General features: G+C 62.9%; 1 pseudogene. It reads right to left on the bottom strand.

The window, feature by feature from the left end:
• Positions 1-42: 42 nt before the first annotated feature.
• Positions 43-294: pseudogene (locus EN786_RS38425) on the bottom strand (adenosylmethionine--8-amino-7-oxononanoate aminotransferase BioA); the annotation flags it as partial.

Genomic DNA, 294 nt, shown 5'->3' with positions numbered 1-294 from the left:
CTCTTCCGATCTACCGCCCTATTGCATCACCAGCGACGAATTGGGCGGTAGAAGATAGAGGACATTGCCGAGCGGGCGCACAAGTAGCCCCCGCTCAAGGAAAAAAGCGCGCAGTTTTGGCCCGATCTCGGCCAGATAACCGGCTGAGCCGGTGCGTAGGTCGAGTGCCGCGATGGTGCCGGTTGTCGGCAGTCGGTGAAATATGGATTGACCCGGAAGCGTTGCAGCCCGGCGGCCTGCCTCGCGCTCAAGACCGCGATCCGCTCGGCCACCGGCTCGTCACGCCAGATCTCG

The sequence above is a fragment of the Mesorhizobium sp. M4B.F.Ca.ET.143.01.1.1 genome, from assembly GCF_004792275.1.
Classification (GTDB): Bacteria; Pseudomonadota; Alphaproteobacteria; order Rhizobiales; family Rhizobiaceae; genus Mesorhizobium; species Mesorhizobium abyssinicae.
This window is presented reverse-complemented; position numbering and strand designations above follow the sequence as displayed.